The sequence below is a fragment of the Ktedonobacter sp. SOSP1-52 genome (assembly GCF_016587395.1).
This window is the reverse complement of the sequence record NZ_BNJH01000002.1, coordinates 115,369-130,544: the sequence shown is the minus strand read 5'-3', so window position 1 is coordinate 130,544 and position 15,176 is coordinate 115,369. Positions and strand designations below refer to the sequence as shown.

Below are 15,176 nucleotides of genomic sequence, written 5' to 3'. Positions count from 1 at the left end.
TCCCTTCAACGAATTCCCTACCTGTCTTCCTGGGCATGCAAGCTCATTCACACTACGTGCAAGCCTGCATACAGGTGAAACATTTCCCTCAAACCTGGATGATGACGCAAACTTTCCGCCTTGTGGCACATGTACCTACCAGCGCACTATCAGCAACTTCTTGCCCGATACAACGTACATAGAAGAGGAAGGCATATATGTAGCTACGCGGCTGTGGTCTACTTCACAGCATTGAAGATGTAGTATGTACTATGCTTCTGTTTTCTGGTGGTCGTGGTTAGCGGCGCGGCCGCGCCGCTAACCACGACCACTATGAACTCCGCGAAGCGCCGCGGGCGCTGAGAAGTTTGCAAGAAGATTTTGCCGAAAAGAGGAATGAATAAAATATGGAGAATCGTTTCTACCCGCTTCCCCAGCTTGATCTTGAGCGCCTGGCGCGTGACCTGGAAGGCCAGTTTTCGCACCAGGGATACCAGGTGCAGCACTTTGGCACACGCGAGCAGGTCGCCGTCCAGATCCGCAAGGGGGGAGAAATTGAGGGGCTGGTCGGCCTCCAGGCCGCACTTACCGTCTCGCTGCAAAGAGTGCAGGGAGGCGTTACCGCCTCTATCGGGAGCATCAATGGCTTGATAAGGCCGCGGTCGGCGCGATAGGTATGTTCTTCCTCTGGCCCCTGATGATCACCGCGGGCGCCGGACTCATTCGCCAGGCGGGCCTGGAGACCCAGATCTATAACGCGCTCGATGCCGCGGTCTACCACCAGACCGGCCGTGGTCCCCAGCCTCAGGGGGCACAGCAGCGCCAGGGGGCACCACAACCCTCTGCACGACCAGCGCAACCCCAGCAGGTTCCCTGCCCCCAGTGCCAGGCCCTCAATGATGCAGAAGATGCCTTCTGCTCCTATTGTGGCAAGTCCCTCCAGCAAGCGCAACCCCAGGCGCCCAAACAATGCGAGCAGTGCGGCGCCCAGCTCAAGCCAGACGCCGCCTTCTGCGCGAAATGCGGCCACGCTGTCGCACGCGAGGAATCCAGGCAATAATAGTTGATGATGTGGCATTCCCTGTGGCTGGCGACTGCCAGGGAACGCCACATCATCAATTTACGATTGGCGCAACGCCTGGCGTCGTTGCCAGTTGTCGGCGAAGAGGTCGAAGAAGACCTCCTGGCGGGGATGCTGCGCAACTGCCTCTTCATCCAGGGTGACGCCCAGGCCCCGACCCTGGGGCAGGGCAAAATAGCCATCGATCACCTCGGGATTGCCGGGCGCGACCGACTTTACCCACTCATCAGAGAAGTCATTGAAGTGTTCCTGAATCTTGAAGTTTGGTGTCGAGGCCGCGAAGTGTAGTGCCGCCGCCGTCGAGACGGGCCCGCCGACGTTATGCGGCGCCATGAGCATATAGTAGTTCTCGGCCCAGGCAGCCAGCTTCTTGGTTTCCAGAATGCCGCCAAAGTGGGTAATATCGGCCTGGAGGTAGTCGGCGGCCTGGAGTTCGATGACCTCGCGGAAGTCAAAGCGTGTATGGATGCGCTCGCCCGTGGCTACCGGGATATTAATCTGCTCTGCCGCCTTCTTCAAGGCTGCGGCGTTCTCGGGTGGTACTGGCTCCTCAACCCAGGATGGCTCAAAGCGCTCCAGCTCGCGGGCGATGGCGATGGCGGTGGTGGGATTGAAGCGTCCATGCATCTCGATCAGAATCTCTACCTCGGGACCCACGGCATCGCGCACGGCCTCAACCAGGGAGAGTGAGCGCAGGCGCTCCTCGCGCTCCAGCTCATAGAAGCCCGCACCAAAGGGATCAAATTTTAGTGCGCGGTAGCCTTTCGCCACTACACGTTTGGCCGCGGCATGAAACTCCTCAGGCGTGCGCTCGACGGTATACCAGCCATTGGCATAAGCCTTGATCTGCTCGCGAACCGCTCCCCCCAGGAGCTGATACACGGGCTTATTGAGTGCCTTACCCACGATATCCCAGCAGGCCATCTCAATCGTCGAAATCGCGGACATGGCGATCTCGCCCGCCCGGGCAAAGTCATGGCGGTACATGCGCTGGACCAGGTCCTCAATATTAAAGGGATCATGCCCCAGGATATGGTTGGTCGCGGCCTCGTTCAAATAGCCCAGCAAGGCATCCGTATGGTTGAGCATACGTACCTCGCCCAGGCCCTCAAGGCCTTCGTCTGTCTTTACACGCACAATGGTAATATTGCGCCAGGGGCTACCGACAACATGGGTTTGAATACCGCTAATCTTCATTGATTGTTCCTTTCTCTTCATGGACGACTGGGACTGCTTTCATCCTTGATCTCCTTCTCTCCTGGCGAAAGAAGCAAGCTATTTGTGCTCGCGTATAACATTTCAGCACCTGAATCTGGTATGATGCCAGAGAAATCTCTCTGGCATTGGCAAGAACGGTCGCGTAACCCACGCATTGACAGAGCCTTGCCAACAGGGTATAGTGCTTATGTATTATTGTATGACAAATGAGGCTATGATGGCAAAAGAATTTCCCGCGCTGGAGCGCGCGAGTTTATATAAGCAGGTGGCGCGCCAGATTGGGCTGAGCATTATACGCCGGGACTATCTACCGGGCGAGGCGCTGGCGAGCGAGCCGGAGCTAAGCGTACAACTCAATGTGAGCCGAACCGTCTTGCGCGAGGCCTTGAAGACGTTGAGCGCCAAGGGTCTGGTAGAAGCGCGGCCCAAGATCGGCACCCGTGTGCTGCCGCGTGCGCGCTGGAATCTCCTTGATCCCGAGATCCTGGCCTGGCATTACGAGGCGGGACCCGACACCGAATTCCTGCGCGCCCTCTCCGAGGTGCGTCTGATGCTAGAGCCAATGGCGGCACGCCTGGCGGCAGAGCGTGCCACCGAAGAGGAGATAGCGGAGATTGTGAGTTGCTGCCAGGAGATGGCAGCGGTCACAGACGACGCTGAGAAATACATCGTCATCGATCTACACTTCCACCTGCTCATCTGCGACGCCGCCCATAATGAGCTCCTGCGCAGCATTATGCAGACCCTCTCGCAGGCCATGCGCGCCAGCCGCCTGGTCACCGCCCAGATTCCCGGCGGAAACCGCGAGGCCATGCCGCTACATACCAACATTGTACAGGCCATCCAGCAGCGCGACGGGGCCGCCGCCGAGCTAGCCGCCCGCACCCTGATCGAGCTCACTATGCAAGATATTTCCCGCGTCCTGGAGGGCGAGCTAGCACGCGAATGAAGCAAAATTTTTATTTTATGAGCCGTGAGGATCAAAATATGCCCGGGAGTCACCACGCCAGACACGAAACGCTTCCGGGATACGCGTCGCATGACCCGGATCAAGATCATCAGGCAAAACATCCTCGGCGAACCAGCCCATTTCTTTTATCTCGTTAGCATGCGTGGGAGGATCAATGCGCTCAACGCCGGGTTTGAGACGACAGAGAAAGAGGAAGTGGTAGAGTTGAGCATTTGATACTGTGCCACAGAGACGAGAGTCATGTACTCCGACCAGGGCGACAGGCTCGCAGGCCAGGCCAGTCTCCTCCAGCGCCTCGCGAACCGCGCCCTGAACCGGAGTTTCTCCCACATCTAATCCACCACCCGGCATCGCCCAGCGCAAATTATCGGCCCGACGAATCAGTAGAATGCGCCCTTGCTCATCGATAATCGCGGCGTCACTCACCGGAATGGGTGCGTGATGCGCGAAAAGGTCAGTGTGCAATGGCTCAAAATCTTCTACCGATTTTGCGGAGGCAAGTGCCAGCAGTTCTAGCGCAATTTCGCGTACCTTGCGGTAGTGTTCCTGATCATAGATGTTGGAGGCAAAATGCAGGCCATTATTGGCACGGGTAAGTAGAATATCAGCCCAGAGAGATAGTTTCTGCGCTGTATTCTGCGTGTCATTGCTGGTTGTAGTCAAGGTTATTCTCTACATCGTTCCTGGGATAGGACTCCACTATTCGGTCAAGTGGAGGCCAATTGAAAAAAAGACAGTCCCTAACATGATGTGCTTATGTGCACTATAGCCAAGTTTTCATGAGGAATGCAAACAAAAGATGGAAAGGGGGACTTCTGTCTCTCCAGGGCTTTTTAATTCTTGATGCTCTCTTCGAAAACAAACTTTCGCGTCTGTAGAACTGACTATCTATCGCAGACCGCAAGGATAAACAGTTGCCTCGGTGCTTCTGAAGCGCGCTCCTCATATCCTGCCCGCTGCACTCACCTTCGAAAAGAACTGTTTTTCAAGAATGGAAAAGTGCTGAGTAGACAGTAGGGGCTATTTCCGCGTAAGAAAATGAGGGGTGCATGCGCCATGGCGCATGCACCCCTCACGGTGAACGGTGGTGAACAATAGGGGCGATAGGTGTCTATCGATATTAGTTGCCCCAGACATCCACCAAGTAGCGATTGCGATCTACCAGCTCCTGGAGCCACTGCTGCGCCTCTGAGGCGTCCTTGCCGGTCTGCTCGTGGTAGATACGGGCGAAGGTCGCTTGCACGTCAGGTGCCATCTGGCTGGCATCGCCACAGACGTAGATGATGGCTCCCTGCTCCAGTAGTTCCCATACACGCGCGCGCTGCTCCCAAAGCTGGTGCTGGACATAGACTTTCCGCTCCTGCTCGCGGGAGAACGCGGTATGCAGCTCTGTCACGCCCTGTTGCTCAAAGGCCTTCAGTTCGTCCTCATAGAGGAAATCCTGGCGCGAATGGCGGCAGCCGAAGAAGAGCAGGCTGGGACCAACCGGCTGACCTGCCTCGCGCAGGGCGGCGCGCTCCTGCAAGAAGCCACGGAAGGGAGCCAGGCCGGTGCCGGGGCCAACCATGATCAAGGGAGTGCGCGCGTCCTCTGGCAGGCGGAAAGTAGACTTGGTGTCGCGCACGAAGGCGTAGGCGATCTGGCCCGGCTCCAGGTTTTTCAGGTAGTTGGAGCAGACGCCCTGGTACGCACCATGCCCCGACCAGGCTGGCTCGTCGATGACGCCCACAGTAATACTGCACTGCTCGGTGTCCTTGAGGGGCGACGACGAGATGGAGTAGTAGCGTGGCCGAATCGGCGGCAACATCTCCAGGTACATGTGGAAGGGTAGCTCGCTGGCTGGATTCTCCTCCAGGAGGTCGATCAGGGTCTTGCGCTTGGCCAGGACCTCTTCACGATAGCGGGCCGCGCAGGCCTCGTCATCGCCACAGAGGGCCAACAGGCGCATCTTTTCCGGCGGACACTCGGTCCGCTCGGCCAGGACTTTGATCTGTGTGCGGGTTGCGACCTCCTGAAGCTCGACATAGTCTGCGAGCAGGTCGAAGACGCGCACCGGCTCATTAATAGGCAAGTGCGTGCGGCGCTCATCGCCCTGGCGCAGGCGAATCTTGGCATCTTCCGCGAAGTGGAAGTGGGCTGCGACACGCTTGACCATCTCCGGTGTGTTGCGCGCGACAATGCCCAGGTGGTCACCCGCGCGATAGGCACTACCCATGGGGAGCGCTAGCTCTACGTGACGCGTAGAGCGCTCCGCCTCTTTGCTATTCAACTCGCGATTGGCCACAACACGCATGCCGTGCGCGCCGAACGAGGCGACAAAGGGATTGGGAGCCTCCGTCTCGGTCAGGACCTCTACCTCGTAGCGAGGACCCGTGGTCGCATCGCTGGCGCCGAGGTCCAGGTTGAGCGTCTGTCCCAGCTCGCTCCAGAGCGACTGGTACCAGGCCTGGAACTGGCCATCGAAGTCATCGGCGGCATCGCCCTCGCCGCGCGGATAGACGCGCTGCGCGCCACACTGCTCCAGGCGGCTATCGACGAGGCGCGGAATGGCCTGAAAGGTCGCGAACCAGTCATGGTTGCCACTGCCAAAGACGGTGTATTTGATACCCTTGAGTGCGTTGGCAGCCATATCCTCCTGGAGCCAGGCGCAGAATGCAGCAGCGTTATCTGGCGGGGTCCCGTTATAGGACGAAGTGACGACGACGACCACACCCTCGGTGGGGAGCTTACGTGTATAGTCGTCCAGCGAGGCCACCTGGGCGTCGAAGCCGCGCAGCTTGCCATCTTCCATGATCGTGTGCGCCAACTCCTCTGAGGTCCCCATGTTCGAGCCATGTAGGACAAGCAGCGGCGTGTGATGCTGGTTAGCGACCACCTGCGCCTTCTTCTCCTCCCTGGTATTGGTCACCTCGACTGGCTTGACGAAGCCCTGGAGGTTGCGCTCGGCATCACTGCGTTTGCGCACCTTCATCGTGAAGCCCTCGGGCTTGAGGGTCAGCGTCTGCTTGATTTTGAGCTCATAGTTATGGGGATCAAGCAGGCTGAAGCGCTGGAGGATCTGTCCCAGGACCAGGGTGGCCTCCTGCATGGCGAACTGGCGTCCGATGCAGGCACGTTCGCCATTGCCGAAGGGCTTATAGGCATTAGCTGGGCGGATGGCCTCGGCCTCGTGGCTAAAGTGATCCGGGTTAAACTCGTCGGCGTCCTCGCCCCAAACGCTCTTGTCGCGGTGGAGCATCGGAATAAGGATGGCCCATTCGCTATCTTTATCCATGCGATACTTGTCGCCAACGACCGTCTCCTCATAGGGATAGACCGAGAAGAGGGGCGCGGTCGGCCAGAGGCGCAGGCTCTCCTTAAGGATCTGCGAGACATATTGCAATTTATTGATCTGCTGGAACGTGGGTTTGGCCGAGGTATCGGGTCCTAGCACGCGATCCACCTCGTCATAGGCCTTCGCCAATACTTCGGGGTGCTTGAGCAGGAAGTAGAGCGAGAAGGAGAGCAGGCCGCTCGTAGTCTCATGTCCCGCGATCAGGAAGGTAATGATCTGGTAGCGGATATTGACATCGTCGAGACCCTCGCCCGACTGCTTATCAACGCCGCTGAGCATATAGCTGAGCAGGTCTTTCTTCTGCGCGTTCTCGCCACCGGCCTTGCGCTCACGAATAACCTGGTCCACCAGATTATTCATGAAATCCACATCGGCCTGGAACTGGCGATGCTTATTGACCATCAACTTCTCTTGCAGCGCCAGGCGGCGGCCACGCGCCATCGACTCGCCCAGGGCATTACCCATACTCTGGATGAAGGGGTGGAGATCTTCGCGATAGAACGAGTTGAAGCGATAGTCAAAACCGCACAGGCCAATGGTGTCGAGGGTCAGGCGAGTCATATCGCTGACTACGTCGATCTCCTCGTTAGCATTCATGCGCTCCCATTTGCCTAGCAACTGTTCCGCGATGTCCTGCATCATGGGAATGTAGCCCTGCATGGCACGCATACTGAAGTTTGGCAGCAGAATATTATGGGCTTTGTGCCAGTTCGCCTCCTGGGTATAGGCGGTGAAGAGTCCATCGCCCGCGAAGGTGCGCACATTTTGTAGGGGACGCCAGACGCGTTTATCGAAGCGTGTCTCATCGCTGAGTTCGTCGGCTAACTCAAAGCCTGAGACGATGATGGTGCGGCGACCGGGGATTTCTAGCTGATAGATAGGTCCCAACTCGCGAGCCAGGTCCATCATGCTCAGTGTGGGAAGCGCATGGTCAAGAGAGTACAGGTTCCCCACGAGTGGTTTTTTGGGTGGTTGGGGAATAGGTGCGAGTGTCTTTTCTTCTATTTGCATAAGTCTATATAAATCCTCTCAGCAGTAGAGGGTTACCAGATCAAGGTAGTACGTAGCAGGCAGGAAGCTTTACGCCTCCGGCTTGTTGCCAGTCAGCACCTGTTCAGGAAGCCCGTGGCGCAATAGAAACAGCATTTGCGCCACAATTTTGTCGGGATCGGCCTCCTCATGCTCTAGCCACTGCGCAATACCTTGCGTAATCATCCCTGTTACAAAGCAAATTTGCATGGAAAAATCGTAGCCCACCAGTGGCTCCTTCTCATGTGCGGCGGTCAGAATCGACGTTAAGATCTCGGCGATGGCCGTCTGCACGCGAGAGATGCGGGCATATTGCATATCCGCGTGGAAGGCGATCCGAAAGAGATCGCGCTGTGCATGGGCGTAGCGGAAAATCGCCTGCAGGACCACCAGGAGCGATTGTCCCTCCTCCTCGACGGCCTGCTGGACGCGTTGGCGCGTCTCACTAAAGCACTCATGCAGGAGGGTGGTAAAGGCCTCGTCCTTGTCATGAAAGTGCAGGTAGAAGGTCCCTACGCCAATATCCGCACGCTCGGCAATTTCAGCTATGCTCGTGGCATGATAGCCACGAGCCGCGAAAACCTGGCGTGCAGCCGCCAGAATATCGGCCCTGGTGCGCGCCCGACGTCGGGAGCCGCGTTTTTCCTCTCGGCTGTGTGGTGTAACTGAATTGCCATTCATAAACTGAATTATAATTCACTATCTTTGATATGTCAAGGATCTGGGAGGATCTTTAGGCCTTCGCGCCTACGGCGCCCAAGCTTGCGAGCCAGGAAGAGAAACCTTGACGGGAGACATTAGGCTATGCTAATATCCGACTAGTACACTAGGTTTTGTACACAAAGCACTATTGGATTGGAAGTTGTGGAACGTGACAGAGAGGACATTCTGCGCCCAGGTTTGTCGTGAAGAGCCCATCATTGGCAGCGCCACGCACGCGGATACCTGGCTGCTTCTGGAATATACAGGTACCTGGCATCATAAAGCCCTGGAAGAGAGCACCCTGCCCGAGAGCATCAATGAGTGGGTGGCAGCTCAACGTCAAGGGCTACCGTGCCTGCGCGTACAGTTAATCAAGCAGCATAATCAGCCGGTCGCCGCGCCCAGGTGTTTTCTGGCCGTCGCCCGCGAGGGGCACTTCCTGCTCTATAGCTTTCAGCTGCGCCAGTATGAGGATCTGCTCGCCCTCGACATGGCAGATATCGCGCGCTATCCTCAACGCTACCAGGCCCATCGCACCGATGAGTCACTCTATCTTGTCTGTACGCATGGGAAGCACGATCAGTGCTGTGCTAAATTCGGCTTGCCTATTTATAATGAGCTGCATGCCTTGGTAGGGGAGCAGGCCTGGCAGGCCTCGCACCTGGGGGGCGATAAATTTGCTGCCAACGTGGTCTGTTTCCCGCATGCTATTTACTACGGACAGGTCACTCGCTCCGATGTGTCGCGCATTGTCGAGGCATATCGTCAAGAGCAGATCTATCTTGCAAAATATCGTGGACAGAGCTGTTATAATGCGGTTGAGCAGGCCGCTGATTATTTTCTCCGCCGGGCGTGTCACGATAACAACCTCCAGGCATTTCGCCTGGTTGAAGCACGCCAGGAGGGCGAGAGCTTGCTCTTCTCCGTTGTTTTTCAAGCTACTGGCGACGAGAGCAGGCATACACTTACGCTCGCATGCGAGCCACGCGAGGTCACCAGCTATAGCACCTGCAAGGGGACCTGGAGGCATACCATTACCTATTACCACTTGCGTCACTATAGCTATGCCCCACTCGTCGCCCTCTCATAAAGGATGATGTTGGTCATGAACCCCGGTTTGAAAAACCGGGGCTTGCTCGACGGTTCGCCGCTGAGCAGGCCCTCATGAGCAGACTCAGTTCGGGGATTGCCCCGAGCTCCGTTCGCGACGAAATAGGTACCAGCGGGTGCGAGGCCAGCCCGCTGCTCTACGGTGGTGGGTTAAACAGGCAGAGGGGTCAAGCCAGTGCTCATCGCGTCAAACCGTCGCTGAACCTTGTCGAGGCCAACCTTACCTGCGCAAGCAGAGATCCGAAAGGATTCTTGAATGTCCAAGGTGTTTGTCATGGATAGCTCTCACCAGCCGCTGGATCCCGTACATCCGGGTCAAGCGCGACGCTTCCTCAAGCAGGGGAAGGCCGCCGTGTGGCGTCGTTTCCCTTTCACCATCATCCTCAAGCAAGAGGCCAAGCAGCCCCAGACCGAGCCCTTGCGTCTCAAGATCGATCCAGGCAGCCGTACCACTGGCATCGCCCTGGTCCATGATACCTCGGGCAAGATCGTCTTTGCCGCTGAGGTGAGCCATCGCGGGCAACAGGTCAAGGAAGCCCTGGATACCCGTCGAGGAGCCCGAAGGGGGAGACGAGCCCGCAAGACGAGGTACCGCAAACCTCGCTTCCACAATCGCAGGCGCCCCAAAGGGTGGTTGCCACCCTCGCTGGAGAGCCGCCTGAGCAACATCCTGACCTGGGTGCAGCGCCTCTGTCGCTACGCGCCGGTGACCTGCATCAGCCAGGAGCTGGTGCGTTTCGACATGCAACTGCTGGAGAACCCCTCCATCCAGGGGAAGGAGTATCAGCAAGGGACGCTGGCGGGATACGAGGCGAGGGAGTACCTGCTGGAAAAATGGGAGCGACGCTGCGCCTACTGTGGCAAGAGCAACCTCCCGCTGCAGATCGATCACATCCTGCCCCGTGCCAAGGGGGGGACCAACCGCCTGAGCAACTTGACGCTGGCCTGCGAGTCCTGCAACCAGGCCAAAGGGAACAAAGACCTCGAAGATTTCCTCAAGAAGAAACCGGAGCGTCTCAAGCAGATCCAGGCCCAGGCGAAAGCCCCCTTGAAGGATGCCGCCGCGGTGAACGCGACGCGCTGGGCGCTCTTCGAACGTCTGAGAACGATGGGGCTGCCCGTGGAAGTGGGATCGGGGGGGCTCACCAAATACAACCGCTTGCTGCGAGGGCTGCCAAAGACGCACTGGCTCGATGCCGCCTGTGTGGGCCACTCCACGCCAACGCTTCTGCAGATGAGCGGGGTGGTCCCGCTGCTGATCCGTGCGCAGGGGCACGGGTGTCGGCGAGTGCGCAATGTCAATGCCCATGGCTTTCCCTGTTCGGCCCCTAAGAGGGCTAAGAAGGTGCGCGGATTCCAGACGGGAGATATCTCTCGAGCACATGTCACGACGGGAAAGAAGCAGGGCGTGTATAGCGGACGGGTGCTGGTGCGTGCAAGCGGTTCCTTTGATCTGACCACGAGGGCTGGACGTATCAAAGGGCTGGATGTGCGCTTTTTTACGCCGTTGCATCGATCGGATGGATACAGTTACCAGAAAGGAGGCGTGCATTCCTCCCCGGCCTAAAGGCGCGGGGCTTCCTGCACGCATATGTGTGATGGATACACGTGTCTCGCGTCGCTTCTGGGCAGGCTCCTGGCCGCTGCTCCTGGCTCTGCTCTATTTGCTAACTGCCTGTACTGATACATCGACTCCTCCCACGGCGTCTCGTACGCCGACCGCGACCATGATCAGTACTCACCCACTCACGCACGCCATGGGGACGACCCAGATACCCATTCAACCCCAACGCGTGGTCGTGCTCGATACAGAGGCGCTGGATGATAGTCTAGCCCTGGGTATTACTCCTGTGGGAGCCGTCATACCCGAACAAGGCGCGTCCTATCCAGACTATCTCCAGAGGGCGAGCCACCAGATTCCCACGGTCGGAACCACCGCACAGCCCGACCTGCAAGCTATTACAAAGCTCAAACCCGATCTCATCCTTGGCAGCAAGGAGTATCACGAGGATATTTATGATAAGCTCTCGCTGATCTCGCCCGCGATCTACACCGAGACGGTTGGCTCAACCTGGAAGGAGAACCTGACCCTCTATGCCAAAGCTTTAAATAAAGAGCAAGAGGGCACGCTCCTCCTGCGGCAGTATCAGCAGAGCATTACAGTGCTGAAAACCCAGGAGGGCGAGAGCCTGGGCAAGACCCATGTCTCAGTTCTGCGGATTATGCCTGACCGCGTTCGTATCTATATGCAGGATACCTTTATTGGTCGTATCTTGCAGGATGCCGGGCTTCCCCGTCCAGTGGGGCAGGACCAGCAGAAGAAATTCTCCCAGGACAACACCTACGATAATATCGCCCAGATGGATGGAGATGTCATCTTCATGACGCTCTATGATAGAAGCAATGATCAGCTCAAAGCGCTCACAAATCAGCCCGACTGGCAACAGTTAAACGCCGTCAAAGACAAGAAAGTCTACCAGGTTGATGACGATACCTGGATGGAAGGCCTGGGGATAGGCGCGGCCACCCATGTTATTGCCGACCTCACAAAAGACCTGGCGCCTGCACAGTAAAGTAGGCATGGGGGGGTGAGCGATGGCGAAAACAGGCATTGGAGATAGGTAGCAAGAAAGTGGTATGAAAAAGAAGCGCGAAGTGGCACTTGTCTTGTATCCAATCGCCCCGTAGAATAGAGGCAGAAATAAAGTAGCGGAGGAGCAACACGCCCATGTCGCATATGCACGTCGTATCGATCACCCTTGAAGGGAAGGTCGCCAGACTCGAACCACTTCAGCTGAAACACGCAACCGATCTTTATGCCGCTGGCCAGGAGGCGCGGATCTGGCGCTATATGTCCACCAATCCAGGCGTCTCACTTGCAGCCATGGCGCAGTGGATCGAGACCGCTCAGCAGGCCCAGGTAGCAGGTCATGAACTGCCCTTTGCCATTGTCAGTCGGGAAACAGACAAGGCAGTGGGATCGACACGCTATTTAAATATTATCCCCAAGGATCGTGGTCTGGAGATTGGTTGGACCTGGCTCACTCCGGGCGTACAGCGTACCGGCATCAATACAGAATGTAAATATCTTCTCCTACGGCATGCCTTCGAAACCTTGGGCGCCATTCGTGTGCAGCTCAAGACCGATAGCCGCAACGAGCAATCACAACGGGCCATTGAACGCATCGGCGGTGTGAAAGAGGGCATCTTGCGCAACCACGTCATCATGCCAGATGGCTACCTGCGCCACTCGGTCTACTACAGTGTAATCGATAGCGAATGGCCCTCCGTCAAAACTCGCCTGGAGCAGATGATGCAGCGCTAATACGCACTTTGCACGTGTAAGTTGTTGTAGATGTTGTATTTCCACTGGAGCGGCGCTGACTTTCCACTGGACTGGCGAGAAAAGCCGCGCTTTTTCTCCCTAGTCCAGTCTGCGCAGGCACCTGACGAATAAGCCTGCTGTGGCACTCACCAGGGTGAGCGCACCCGCAACAAGAAACAATATCCGAGTTCCCCAGGTGCCGGCGATCGCGCCCGAGCCGTAAAGTGAGAGGGGCACAAAGCCGACGCTCGCTAGCATGACGAAGCTCATCACCCTGCCCAGCATCTCCTTTGCTACGTTGGCCTGGATGAGCGAGAGGAAAAGCACGAGCAGCATCCCGTTGAGCAGGCCCACACCTGCCAGGCAGAACATCATCAGGGGCAGCGGTGTGAAGGCTACCCCGGCCAGCAGCGGTGCCTCCAGAATCTGTATCAGGCAGAAGAAGCGCCCTCGTGCCCGAGTCGGGCTGTAGACGCCGGACAGAATGAACCCAAGCACCGAACCGAGGCCAAAGCTCCAGAGCAGTAGGCTGTAGCCCTCAGCGCCAACGTGCAGCACATCCCGCGCAATCAGCGGCAGCCCGACTGAGGTCGGGCCGATCGCTGCCAATGCTGCGCAGGTGTCGATCAGCAGCAGTGCGATCAGCCAGGGGAAGCTCATGACGTAGCGCACCCCATCGCGCGCATCATGGAGCAACGACTTTTTTGTCTCCCGTAGAGCGCGGGCCAGCGGGGCCATCAGCAGCGCTGCCAGTACCGCGACGGCGAAAGAGAGGGCGTTGATGACGAAGGCCGCCGCTGTACCAAGTGTCGCCACGACCAAACCTGCAGGCAGCGCGCCGATCAAGGTGCCCAACTGCGAGATTAGAGCCATCAGCGAATTCGCGCCATCAAGCTGCTCGCGAGGTACCAAGTGAGGGGGAATGCTGCCTGCTGCCGGGTCGAAGATGCCTGTTGCCACACTGTGCGCGCTGAGAAGCATGCAGAGCAGCCAGAGCGGCGCGTAACCGGTAACCGCCAGCAGACCAAGCGCGCCCGAGGTTGCTACGCGCGTGGCATCGGACCAGAGCATCACCGTGCGTGGGTCGAGCCGATCGGTAATGATCCCCCCGGCGAGGGTCAGCGGAATTCTGGGGATCGACAGGGCCAGCATTGCCAGCGCCAGATCGAGCGGCGAGCCCTTCAACTGCTGCAGCACCAGCCAAGTCACGGCGATCACCTGGAAGGAGTTGCCCAACGCGGAGATTGTCTGCCCAATCCACAGCAGGCGGAAGTCCCGGTCACTCAAAGGGCCGATCATACGGGTAAGACTTAACCGTTTCATCGCAGCATCTCTCGCTCCATGCTTACTGGTGGCAGCCTGTGAAGCAGGTAGCTGACAGCGACGAACTGTTCATAGGTATCCCGCTCCGGATCTTCCAGAGCCTGGTAGATTTCGCGACCCACAGCGTCGAGCAATTCCTGGATACGCGCCAACCGATCCGCGGGGAGCCGTACCAGCTCGTGCGCGAACCGCATCTCTGGTATGTGCCCGTTAAAGAACGTGTTCGCCCTGATGTACTCCTGGCTCAGCGCCTCCAGCGTGCTTTCCACCAGTTCCTGATCTCTAGCTGTTTCTTTTGTCTCTGGCGCGAGGCGTACTACGCGCGCCACGGCGCGGTAATATTTCTCGATTACGCCGCCTTTTGGCTGCTGGGAGACAATCTCAATCAGCCCCGCCGCCTGCAACTCGCGCACATGGAAGTGCAGGCGCGGCGGCGAGACCTGTAGCAGATTAGCGAGCTGTTTGTTGGTGTAAGGTGCGTTGGTTAACAGGCCAAGTACGCGCTGCCGTAGCGGATGGGCGAGGGCGCGAATCTGCTCGGGCGTCTCTAGGACAAGCTCGTCTCGCATTGGTGGCTCCCTTTCTATGATCAGCTCTATATAAATTGATAAAGTTTATTTTAATTGATAAGGATAAGTATAATGATGGAAGGAGTTTTGTCAAGGAAGCTTGTGGGGAGGGAAAGGCTGAAACTGAAAATAACGGACTGCGTAGTTTGAGGACTGAATAAAGATCAGCCAGTCCAAAACATTACCGCAACCAGCCCAGTGGAAAAACAACACTTACAACAGATGTAAGTGTTGTTTTTCCACTGGAGCGGCGCTGACTTTCCACTGGACCAGCAAATTTTGCAGTGGAGCAGGGAGAAAAGCCGCGCTTTTTCTCCCTGCTCCAGTCAAACGCCACAAACCCATCAACAAGTGGAAATGCTTCTCACGAAGTTGTTTTTAGCAACGTAGCAAGCGAAAAAGAATGTTCTCGGTACGTTCATTGCGGCAAACGCTAAAATGCGATGCTGCTCCTGGCAACTCCCTCTTTACTTTTTCTCATCCTTATGGTATTTTGAACTATGTAGTTCAGAATGGAAAGAGAGATAAGGAGATAT

The 15,176-nt window shown here is 57.2% G+C and carries 13 protein-coding genes; 7 read left to right on the top strand and 6 right to left on the bottom strand.

Going from position 1 to position 15,176, the window contains the following annotated elements; translation table 11 throughout:
• Window positions 1-386 precede the first annotated feature (386 nt).
• Complete coding sequence (locus JMJ16_RS16205) at window positions 387-653, top strand: hypothetical protein (protein WP_201383113.1); 267 nt, start codon at window positions 387-389, stop codon at window positions 651-653.
• A gap of 2 nt (window positions 654-655) precedes the next feature.
• Window positions 656-1,039, top strand: a complete 384-nt coding sequence (locus JMJ16_RS16200; RefSeq protein ID WP_201383111.1) for a zinc-ribbon domain-containing protein — start codon at window positions 656-658, stop codon at window positions 1,037-1,039.
• Between the two features lie 60 nt (window positions 1,040-1,099).
• Here JMJ16_RS16200 and JMJ16_RS16195 read toward each other — a convergent pair whose 3' ends face one another.
• Window positions 1,100-2,257, bottom strand: a complete 1,158-nt coding sequence (locus JMJ16_RS16195) for a mandelate racemase/muconate lactonizing enzyme family protein (protein WP_201383109.1) — start codon at window positions 2,255-2,257, stop codon at window positions 1,100-1,102.
• A gap of 235 nt (window positions 2,258-2,492) precedes the next feature.
• Here JMJ16_RS16195 and JMJ16_RS16190 point away from each other — a divergent pair, with 235 nt between their 5' ends.
• Window positions 2,493-3,227 carry a FadR/GntR family transcriptional regulator gene (locus tag JMJ16_RS16190; protein WP_201383107.1) on the top strand — a complete coding sequence of 245 codons (735 nt, stop codon included), beginning with the start codon at window positions 2,493-2,495 and terminating at the stop codon, window positions 3,225-3,227.
• 15 nt (window positions 3,228-3,242) lie between these two features.
• On the opposite strand, the gene JMJ16_RS16185 is transcribed toward JMJ16_RS16190, so the two are convergent.
• The 3 genes from JMJ16_RS16185 to JMJ16_RS16175 form a co-directional block, all read right to left on the bottom strand.
• On the bottom strand, window positions 3,243-3,911 hold the full coding sequence (locus JMJ16_RS16185; RefSeq protein WP_201383105.1) for an NUDIX hydrolase N-terminal domain-containing protein: 669 nt from the start codon (window positions 3,909-3,911) through the stop codon (window positions 3,243-3,245).
• Between the two features lie 457 nt (window positions 3,912-4,368).
• Entirely contained in the window at window positions 4,369-7,593 is a 3,225-nt protein-coding gene (locus JMJ16_RS16180) for a bifunctional cytochrome P450/NADPH--P450 reductase (RefSeq protein WP_201383103.1), read from the bottom strand.
• Between the two features lie 69 nt (window positions 7,594-7,662).
• On the bottom strand, window positions 7,663-8,292 hold the full coding sequence (locus JMJ16_RS16175; RefSeq protein WP_201383101.1) for a TetR/AcrR family transcriptional regulator: 630 nt from the start codon (window positions 8,290-8,292) through the stop codon (window positions 7,663-7,665).
• A 190-nt stretch (window positions 8,293-8,482) separates the two neighbouring features.
• On the opposite strand from JMJ16_RS16175, the gene JMJ16_RS16170 reads away from it, so the two are divergent.
• The 4 genes from JMJ16_RS16170 (at window position 8,483) to JMJ16_RS16155 (ending at window position 12,748) form a co-directional block, all read left to right on the top strand.
• Complete coding sequence (locus JMJ16_RS16170) at window positions 8,483-9,403, top strand: sucrase ferredoxin (protein WP_201383099.1); 921 nt, start codon at window positions 8,483-8,485, stop codon at window positions 9,401-9,403.
• Window positions 9,404-9,679: 276 nt separating this feature from the next.
• Entirely contained in the window at window positions 9,680-10,990 is a 1,311-nt protein-coding gene (gene iscB / locus JMJ16_RS16165; protein ID WP_201383097.1) for an RNA-guided endonuclease IscB, read from the top strand.
• A 31-nt stretch (window positions 10,991-11,021) separates the two neighbouring features.
• Window positions 11,022-11,996: an ABC transporter substrate-binding protein gene (locus tag JMJ16_RS16160; protein ID WP_201383095.1), complete on the top strand. Its 975-nt coding sequence runs from the start codon at window positions 11,022-11,024 to the stop codon at window positions 11,994-11,996.
• Window positions 11,997-12,151: 155 nt separating this feature from the next.
• Window positions 12,152-12,748 carry a GNAT family N-acetyltransferase gene (locus JMJ16_RS16155; protein WP_201383093.1) on the top strand — a complete coding sequence of 199 codons (597 nt, stop codon included), beginning with the start codon at window positions 12,152-12,154 and terminating at the stop codon, window positions 12,746-12,748.
• A 99-nt stretch (window positions 12,749-12,847) separates the two neighbouring features.
• On the opposite strand, the gene JMJ16_RS16150 is transcribed toward JMJ16_RS16155, so the two are convergent.
• Window positions 12,848-14,071, bottom strand: a complete 1,224-nt coding sequence (locus JMJ16_RS16150) for an MFS transporter (protein WP_201383091.1) — start codon at window positions 14,069-14,071, stop codon at window positions 12,848-12,850.
• Window positions 14,068-14,640 (bottom strand): transcriptional regulator, encoded by a 573-nt coding sequence (locus JMJ16_RS16145; protein ID WP_201383089.1) that lies wholly within the window; start codon window positions 14,638-14,640, stop codon window positions 14,068-14,070. The genes JMJ16_RS16150 and JMJ16_RS16145 overlap by 4 nt, the downstream gene beginning before the upstream one ends.
• Window positions 14,641-15,176 lie beyond the last annotated feature (536 nt).

Bases quoted from the DNA above. Each gene is read 5' to 3' on its own strand.
- JMJ16_RS16205 (WP_201383113.1), top strand. From the start codon at position 387: ATGGAGAATCGTTTCTACCCGCTTCCCCAGCTTGATCTTGAGCGCCTG.
- JMJ16_RS16200 (WP_201383111.1), top strand. From the start codon at position 656: ATGTTCTTCCTCTGGCCCCTGATGATCACCGCGGGCGCCGGACTCATT.
- JMJ16_RS16195 (WP_201383109.1), bottom strand. From the start codon at position 2,257: ATGAAGATTAGCGGTATTCAAACCCATGTTGTCGGTAGCCCCTGGCGC.
- JMJ16_RS16190 (WP_201383107.1), top strand. From the start codon at position 2,493: ATGATGGCAAAAGAATTTCCCGCGCTGGAGCGCGCGAGTTTATATAAG.
- JMJ16_RS16180 (WP_201383103.1), bottom strand. From the start codon at position 7,593: ATGCAAATAGAAGAAAAGACACTCGCACCTATTCCCCAACCACCCAAA.
- JMJ16_RS16175 (WP_201383101.1), bottom strand. From the start codon at position 8,292: ATGAATGGCAATTCAGTTACACCACACAGCCGAGAGGAAAAACGCGGC.
- iscB (WP_201383097.1), top strand. From the start codon at position 9,680: ATGTCCAAGGTGTTTGTCATGGATAGCTCTCACCAGCCGCTGGATCCC.
- JMJ16_RS16160 (WP_201383095.1), top strand. From the start codon at position 11,022: ATGGATACACGTGTCTCGCGTCGCTTCTGGGCAGGCTCCTGGCCGCTG.
- JMJ16_RS16155 (WP_201383093.1), top strand. From the start codon at position 12,152: ATGTCGCATATGCACGTCGTATCGATCACCCTTGAAGGGAAGGTCGCC.
- JMJ16_RS16150 (WP_201383091.1), bottom strand. From the start codon at position 14,071: ATGAAACGGTTAAGTCTTACCCGTATGATCGGCCCTTTGAGTGACCGG.
- JMJ16_RS16145 (WP_201383089.1), bottom strand. From the start codon at position 14,640: ATGCGAGACGAGCTTGTCCTAGAGACGCCCGAGCAGATTCGCGCCCTC.